Annotated in this window: 8 protein-coding genes; 3 read left to right on the top strand and 5 right to left on the bottom strand. The window is 70.6% G+C overall.

Going from position 1 to position 7,395, the window contains the following annotated elements:
- Both VN520_RS09525 and VN520_RS09520 read left to right on the top strand, forming a co-directional pair.
- On the top strand, window positions 1-705 hold a 705-nt coding region (locus tag VN520_RS09525), incomplete at its 5' end, for a helix-turn-helix transcriptional regulator (RefSeq protein WP_325746426.1).
- Between the two features lie 143 nt (window positions 706-848).
- Complete coding sequence (locus tag VN520_RS09520; protein WP_325746425.1) at window positions 849-1,331, top strand: DUF456 domain-containing protein; 483 nt, start codon at window positions 849-851, stop codon at window positions 1,329-1,331.
- A 50-nt stretch (window positions 1,332-1,381) separates the two neighbouring features.
- Here VN520_RS09520 and rsgA read toward each other — a convergent pair whose 3' ends face one another.
- The 4 genes from rsgA to VN520_RS09500 all read right to left on the bottom strand — a co-directional run bounded on the left by rsgA (window position 1,382) and on the right by VN520_RS09500 (window position 4,500).
- Window positions 1,382-2,542, bottom strand: a complete 1,161-nt coding sequence (gene rsgA / locus VN520_RS09515) for a ribosome small subunit-dependent GTPase A (RefSeq protein ID WP_325746424.1) — start codon at window positions 2,540-2,542, stop codon at window positions 1,382-1,384.
- 583 nt (window positions 2,543-3,125) lie between these two features.
- The gene (locus tag VN520_RS09510; protein ID WP_325746423.1) at window positions 3,126-3,407 is read right to left on the bottom strand and encodes a hypothetical protein; all 282 of its coding nucleotides are present in this window, start codon (window positions 3,405-3,407) and stop codon (window positions 3,126-3,128) included.
- Between the two features lie 378 nt (window positions 3,408-3,785).
- Entirely contained in the window at window positions 3,786-4,070 is a 285-nt protein-coding gene (locus tag VN520_RS09505) for a hypothetical protein (RefSeq protein ID WP_325746422.1), read from the bottom strand.
- A 178-nt stretch (window positions 4,071-4,248) separates the two neighbouring features.
- Window positions 4,249-4,500, bottom strand: a complete 252-nt coding sequence (locus VN520_RS09500) for a hypothetical protein (protein WP_325746421.1) — start codon at window positions 4,498-4,500, stop codon at window positions 4,249-4,251.
- Between the two features lie 501 nt (window positions 4,501-5,001).
- Here VN520_RS09500 and VN520_RS09495 point away from each other — a divergent pair.
- On the top strand, window positions 5,002-5,772 hold the full coding sequence (locus VN520_RS09495; RefSeq protein ID WP_325746420.1) for a chaplin: 771 nt from the start codon (window positions 5,002-5,004) through the stop codon (window positions 5,770-5,772).
- Window positions 5,773-6,109: 337 nt separating this feature from the next.
- On the opposite strand, the gene VN520_RS09490 is transcribed toward VN520_RS09495, so the two are convergent.
- Window positions 6,110-7,336, bottom strand: coding sequence for an acetyl-CoA C-acetyltransferase (locus VN520_RS09490; RefSeq protein ID WP_325746419.1), 1,227 nt, complete (start codon window positions 7,334-7,336; stop codon window positions 6,110-6,112).
- Window positions 7,337-7,395: the final 59 nt, after the last annotated feature.

Below are 7,395 nucleotides of genomic sequence, written 5' to 3'. Positions count from 1 at the left end.
GAGGAGTACCGGGCCGAGGCGGCCGAACCCGCGGTGCACGACCTGGTGGAAGTGGTGACCGGTGCGAGCGCGGTGGCCCACCGGTTCCACCAGCTGCAGCTGGGCGCCACGTCCGAGGTCTGCGCGCTGGTCACGGGAAAGCCGATCGCGGTCACCGGGATGGAGAACGAGTCCGAGGAACGGGCGGCGATGCGGGGCGTGTCCTACCGCGTGGTCGTCGAGCGCGACGTCCTCTCGCTGCCGTCCGGGATCGTGGAGCTGTCGGCCGCGCTGAGCCGTGACGAGCAGTGCCGGGTGGTCGACCGGGTGCCGACGAAGCTGGTCCTCGCCGACGCGGCGCTGGCCATGGTGCCGCTGACCGGCCGGGGGGCCGAACCGGCGGCCCTGGTGATCCACGCCAGTGGGCTGCTGGAGTCCCTGACGGGCCTCTTCGAGGCGGTGTGGCGGGACGCGATGCCGTTGCGGCTCGGCGGGAGCGGGATCAGCGAGGAGAACGGTCCGGGTGCGGATCCGACCGATCTGGAGATCCTCTCGCTGCTGCTGGCCGGGCTGACGGACGCGAGTGTGGCGAAGCAGCTGGACCTGGGCCTGCGAACGGTCCAGCGGCGGGTGAAGGGCCTGATGGAGCTCACCGGGGTCACCACCCGGCTCCAGCTCGGCTGGCACGCGTACGAACGCGGCTGGGTGGCCCGCGCCCCGCGCTGACCGCTCGGCTCCACCGCGCCGGAATCCGGAACCGCCCCACCGGGCCGGTCCGTGGAGCCGGCCCACGGCTCCGCCTGCGGATCCGGCCGCTCGCGGAGCCGCGCTGACGGGCGGGACCCGGTGACCTCCGGCACGCTGGTCGAATGAGTGTGTGGCAGCTCGTTGCCGTCGGGGCGGTGATGCTGCTCGGCCTGGTCGGCGTACTGGTGCCGGGCGTGCCCGGTCAGGCGATCATCTGGGCCGCGGTGCTGTGGTGGGCGCTGACGGAACCGGCTCCCGTCGCATGGGGCGTGCTGATCGGCGCGACGTGTGTACTGCTGCTGAACCAGGCGCTGAAGGCACTGATGCCCTCGCGGCGCCCCCACGAGTCGGGGGCGCCGCGCAAGACGCTGATGGCCGGCGGTCTCGCGGCGATCGCCGGGTTCTTCGTGGTCCCGGTCGTGGGCGGGATCCTGGGATACGCGGGCGCGGTCTACGGCGCCGAACGCCTGCGCCTCGGCAGCCACGCGGCGGGGTGGACCTCGCTCAGGTCCGTGATGCGGGCGACGGGGTACTCGGTGCTGCTCGAACTCTTCTGCTGCCTGCTGGTGGCGGGGGCGTGGCTGGGAGCCGTCGTCTGGGGCTGAGGACTGCGGGTGCCGGGCGGCTCGCCGCCCGGCACCCGCAGTCCCCTCCGCTAACGCGTCCTGCCCCGCTTCATCTCCATCGCCGCCCTGCCCTCGGCGCTCCTGCGCTTCCACTCGCGCAGGGTCTCGGTACGCAGCCGGGCGTCCGTCTTCGCCGCGATGCGGTGGTTCTCCCGGAGCAGTTTGCGGTAGCTGTCGAGCCGCCGTGCGGACAGCGCCCCGTCATCGAGCGCGCCGAGCACGGCGCAACCGGGCTCGGACTCATGGGCGCAGTCGTGGAAGCGGCACTGCCGCGCCAGGTCCTCGATCTCCGAGAAGACCTGGCCGACGCCGGTCCCCGCGTCCCAGAGACCGACCCCCCGCAGCCCGGGGGTGTCGATGAGTACGCCGCCTCCCGGCAGCACGAGGAGGTTGCGCGTCGTGGTGGTGTGCCGGCCCTTGCCGTCCACCTCCCGCGCCCCGTGCACACGCATCACCTCCTCACCGAGCAGCGCGTTGGCGAGGGTCGACTTCCCGGCGCCGGAGGTACCGAGCAGCACGCTCGTACCACCGCCGACGATCGCGCCGAACACGTCGACCCCCTCACCCGTGGCCGAGCTGACGGGCAGCACCTGCACCCCGGGGGCGACGCGCTCGATGTCCTCGACGAGGTGGGACAGCGTGGTGACGTCCGGGACGAGATCGGTCTTGGTGAGCAGCACGAGCGGGTGTACCTCGTGCGTCCCGCGCCGGGCGGGCCGCCCGTCGCCGAGCAGAGCGGCTCCGGTGGTGCTGGACATGGCCAGCGCCAGGAACCGTTCCAGCCGTCCCAGGTCCAGTTCGACGGAGAGCGGGACGCAGATGACGATGTGATCGATGTTGGTGGCGAGCACCTGCCCCTCGGAGCGCTGCGACGACGTCGAGCGTACGAAGGCCGTGCGGCGGGGCAGGAGCGTACGGACGAACCGCGGGTCACCGTCGGGGTCGACAGCCACCCAGTCACCGGTGCAGACGATCCTCATCGGGTCACGGGGCACCACGAACGCGGTGTCCGCCCTGAGGGTGCCGTTCGGAGTGACCACATCGCACTGCCCGCGGTCCACCCGCACCACACGTCCGGGCAGGAGACCCTGCTCGGCGTACGGGGCGAAGGCGGCGGCCCATTCGTCGTCCCAGCCGTAGGGGGCCAGGGGGTGCGACGGGGTGGAAGCCTGAGAAATGGAGAAAGACAAGGGAAACCCTTCACAAGGGCGGCCCCGGCAGCGCGCGCTCAGGCGCGGAGGGAGAAGGTCGAGGTCAGCCGGTGGCCGCAGGGGTGGGAACGATGCTCTTCGGGTTGTGGGCAGCGCCCACCGCAACGACAGTCATCAATGTCCTCACCTCCTGGTTCCTCGAACTGCGCACACCCTAGCGAAGGGTCACCCGTCCACGTCAACGGGTTTTCCGGTCTCCCGGGGGCGAGCGGGCCGGTGCTCAGCCGCCGGCCGCTGCGGCGGAGCTCCGAGCCGCCGGAACGAAGCAGCGCGGCCGCGCGGGCACGTGTTCACCGGGCGGTACGGACTCCGGGTCAGGGCGCACCGTCCGCCACTCGGCGAGCAGCCGGTCATAGATCGGCGTATCGGGCACGGGTTCCGTGTGCGGATGCCGGTCCCATGGTTTCCGGTTCGCGTACTGGTCCATGACAGGTCGTTACCCGGTCGCGGGTCATCGGCAGCCCCGGCTGGATCATTCGGCGTAATCACGCCTTCGTCCACGTCCGGCATGAAGAAACCGCCGTCCCGGCAGGAAGCCGGGACGGCGGTATGTCACGTGATGTCAGTGACGGGGCGCGATGACAGCTGCCGCCTCGGCGTGCTCCTCATCGATGACGGTGAGGCTCTCGGAGTCCTCCTCCTCGATGTTGTCCGAGCAGTCGATGTTGTTGTTGGCCGCCGAGAGGATCGGGATGTCGATGACCTCGACCACGTCACAGCTGAGGACCTGGGAGTTGTTCTCGAACTTCGACGTGTCGTCGTCGGCCGCCTGGGCGGAACCGGCGCCGGCACCGGCGAAAGCCAGGGCAACAGCAGTGCAGGCGACAGCCTTCTTGAGGTTCATGCGTTAACTCCTTGGTTTTTACGGGGAGCCGCCTTGGCTACCCATCAAGCGAAAGAGGGGCCGATGGAATCCCCTGGGCACGAGCCGGAACGATCACATTGCTCCGGCCCCGTGATACCGACGGGCGGGCCCGTCCGCCGGCAGGTGCAATCTCACCTGCTGACCGATTTCCGCAATCGGCATCATCACCCGGTAAACGCTGCTGCACTCACAATGGAATTGCTCCGAACGGGTCACAATTCGTTCCGGCCCGGCGGCCGTCGGTGCTCTGCGTACCGGAAGGCCCAGGAGCCCGGAGAAAGAAAGCGAGGGGTGAGAAGACGCAGGGCCGCCGCCCCGGGGAGGAAGGCCGGGGCGGCGACTCGGCGGCGCGGAGCGTCAGTGGCCCCGCGGGGCGATGAGAGCCGCCGCCTGGGCGTGCTCCTCGTTGATGAGGAGGGTCGTCTCGGACTCCTCCTCCTCGACGTTGTCCGAGCAGTCGAGGTTGTTGTTCGCCGACGACAGGATCGGGATGTCGATGACCTCGACCACGTCACAGCTGAGGATCTGGGAGTTGTTCTCGAACTTCGACGTGTCGTCGTCGGCCGCCTGGGCGGACCCGGCGCCGGCACCGGCGAAAGCCAGGGCAACAGCAGTGCAGGCGACAGCCTTCTTGAGGTTCATGCGGTATCTCCTTGTTGGTTGGTACACGAGCGTTGCAGGCGTCCGCCTGGCCCCCCGTGACGCAGGCAAGAATTGCCGTGCGCACACAGGGCCGGTGCATTCAGCATTCTCGACACGCTCATCCTGTAAACGAATCCCGCAACGAAACGTATTGCTCCATACGGGCGTCGCTCAGGTTTTATTCAGCACCCGTTCCGGAGCCCGAAAGATGAGTTTCGGTGCGCTCCGATTCGTAGTTCATGGAGCAGTCGATGTTGTTGTTCGCCGTGGAGGCGATCGGAATGTCCAGAACCTCCACGCTCAGGCAGGACAGAATCTGCGTGTTGTTCTGGAACTTCGGCTCTTCGTCAGCCTGAGCCGCGCCCGCCCCGGCCATCATGAGGGCTACGGCAGACAGCGAGACAGCGGAAGTTCGCTTTCCGAACACCATGTACCTCCATCGGTAGGTGAGCGTGTTCGACCGTCCGGCGGCAAGCCCGGACCAGCACAGGCCGCTCAAGTACCTGCGCCGTACAGGACACCGTGGCAAACGAAAGGCCGCAATTCCGGTTGCGCCGCTGAACAGGTGAAAAGCGCCCGATGTCTCGCACAGGCCAGGGCCGGCGCCGGCCATCAGGGCCGCACGGGCCGGGCGGCCGGACGGGGCCCGCGCCCCGCGAGCAGTCCGTGGCCCGAGGCCGGGGAGCACCGGCCGCGCCTGCCCCTCGGCCGGCGCCGGGCTGCGAGCAGCCCCGTGTAATCCGTTCGGGCTAACCCCAAGTTCTTCACCGGTTCAGAGTTTCCCAAGCCCCTTTCCCTCGTTATGAGGGTTGTCCAGGGCCGTGAGAGTGGCGGCCCGCCGGAACCGTGGCACCACCGGACGCCGCGCCGCACCCTCGGATTCCCGGCCACATCGCGAGATGTCCTCCCAAGGTTTTTGAAAGGCAAAGCAATGCGACAAGCCCTAAGCAGAAGCGTGTTCGTCCTGGCGGCGGCATCGGGCATCCTGACCTCAGTGGGCGGGTACGCCTACGCCGACGCCACGGCCGAAGGGGCGGCGGTCGGCTCCCCCGGCGTCGGTTCGGGCAACGCCGTGCAGGCCCCGGTGCACGTCCCGGTCAACCTCTGCGGGAACACCGTCGATGTGATCGCCCTGCTGAACCCGGCCTTCGGCAACATCTGCGCCAACACCGGCTCGAGCGACAAGAAGGACGACGCCTACGGCGGCGAAGGCGCCTACGGCGACGGCGAGGAGGCCTACGGCGCGAGCGAGGCCTCCGGCGCGAGCGCCGAGGCCCAGGCCGTCGGTTCGCCCGGCGTCCTGTCCGGCAACGTGGCCCAGGCGCCGGTGGAGGTCCCGGCGAACGTCTGCGGCAACACCGTCGATGTCGTCGGTCTGCTCAACCCCGCAGGTGGCAACACCTGTGTCAACGAGAGTGGTTACGAGCACGAACTCCCGCCGGTCAAGCCGCCGGTGGTGGAGCCGCCCACCGAGGAGCCCCCGGCCGTCGAGCCGCCCACCTCGAAGCCGCCGGTCTCCGAGCCCCCGGCCCAGGAGCCGCCGGCCTCCGAGCCCCCGGCCGGCGACCCCGGTCCGAACACGCCCGACACGCCGCTGGCCGAGACCGGCGCGGGCGAGATCGGCATGGCCGCCGGTGCGAGCGCGGCGCTGCTGCTGGGAGGCGCGGTGCTCATGCGCCGCACCCGCGGCTCACGCAACTAGTCCCGCCACGTCAAGACCGCCCCGCAGCATCAGCGCTGCGGGGCGGCCTGCTGATCGTCCTCGACGTCCCCCGCGGCTGATCCGGCTGCGCGACCGGGTGCTGCTGAATGCCCCAGGGTGCGGTGCCGCGTCGGCCGAGGTCTGCCCGTCGAGGAGCGGTGTCCGGGGCGCACCCCGGTCGACGCGGCACCAGGGAGAGAAGTACGTCAGCGACTCGGCGACGCAGGCCGGCTTCTCCGAGCCCTCGAGTTCGAATGACCTGGGCGCCGGCCGGGACGCCCTGGGGCACGTGGTGATGAGGGGACGGAGAGGAAGGGGGGACGGAGAGGGGGACGTGTCAGGGGGCGATGCGTTCGAAGACCGCGGCGAGGCCCTGGCCACCGCCGATGCACATGGTCTCCAGCCCGTAACGCGCCTGGCTGCGGTGCATCTCCCGGCTGAGCGTCGCCAGGACGCGGGCGCCGGTGGCACCCACCGGGTGGCCGAGCGAGACACCGGAGCCGTTGACGTTGATCCGCTGTTCGTGGTCCTTCTCGCCGAGTCCCAGCTCACGGGTGCAGGCCAGGACCTGGGCGGCGAAGGCCTCGTTGATCTCGATCAGGTCGAGGTCGGCGAGGGTGAGGCCGGCACGGCCGAGGGCCGCGTGGGTGGCCGGGACGGGGCCGATGCCCATCGTCGCGGCGGGGACGCCCGCGCGGGCGAAGGAGACCAGCCGGACGAGCGGGGTGAGCCCGAGCCGTTCGGCGGTGGCGGCGCTGGTGACGAGGCAGGCGGCTGCGGCGTCGTTCTGTCCGCTGGCGTTGCCCGCGGTGACGGTGGCTTCCGGGTCGGACTTGCTCATGATGGGGCGCAGCGCGGCGAGTTGCTCGGCGGTGGTGTCGGGGCGGGGGTGTTCGTCGGCGGTGACGACCGTCTCGCCCTTGCGCGTGCGTACGGTGACGGGGACGGTCTCCGCGTCGTAGCGCCCCTCCTTCACCGCGCGGGCGGCGCGGGTCTGGGAGCGCAGGGCGAGGGCGTCCTGGTCGGCGCGGCTGATGGAGTGGGCGCGGCGCAGGTTCTCCGCGGTCTCGATCATGCCGCCGGGCACGGGGTGGTGGACACCGCCCGCGGTGACCCGGCCCCGGGCGAGGGAGTCGTGGAGCTGGAGGCCGGGGCCCTTGATGCCCCAGCGCCCGTCGTGCGTGTAGTAAGGGGCGGCGCTCATGACATCGACGCCGCCCGCGATGACGACGTCGCTGAACCCGGCCCGGATCTGCATGGCCGCGTCGAGGACCGCCTGCAGCCCGGAGCCGCAGCGCCGGTCGGTCTGGGTGCCGGTGACGGTGTCGGGGAGCCCGGCGTCCAGGGCGGCGACCCGGCCGATGGCGGGGGCTTCGGAGGAGGGGTAGGCGTGTCCGAGGATCACCTCGTCCACCCGGTCCGGGTCGATTCCCGTACGGGCGACGACCTCGGCGATGACGCGTGCGGCGAGCGCGGCCGGGGTCTGCTGGGCGAACGCGCCGCCGAACCGCCCGATGGGTGTGCGCAGCGGTTCGCAGATGACGACATCGGTCTGGTCGGGCACGGCGGAACACCTTTCGGCGGGTTCGGGTGTGTGGGGTGACCTTCGCACCGGATCACTGA

The sequence above is a fragment of the Streptomyces sp. genome (genome assembly GCF_035563135.1).
Classification (GTDB): Bacteria; Actinomycetota; Actinomycetes; order Streptomycetales; family Streptomycetaceae; genus Streptomyces.
Note: the sequence above shows the minus strand (reverse complement) of the source record. Positions and strands in the feature narration are given on the sequence as shown.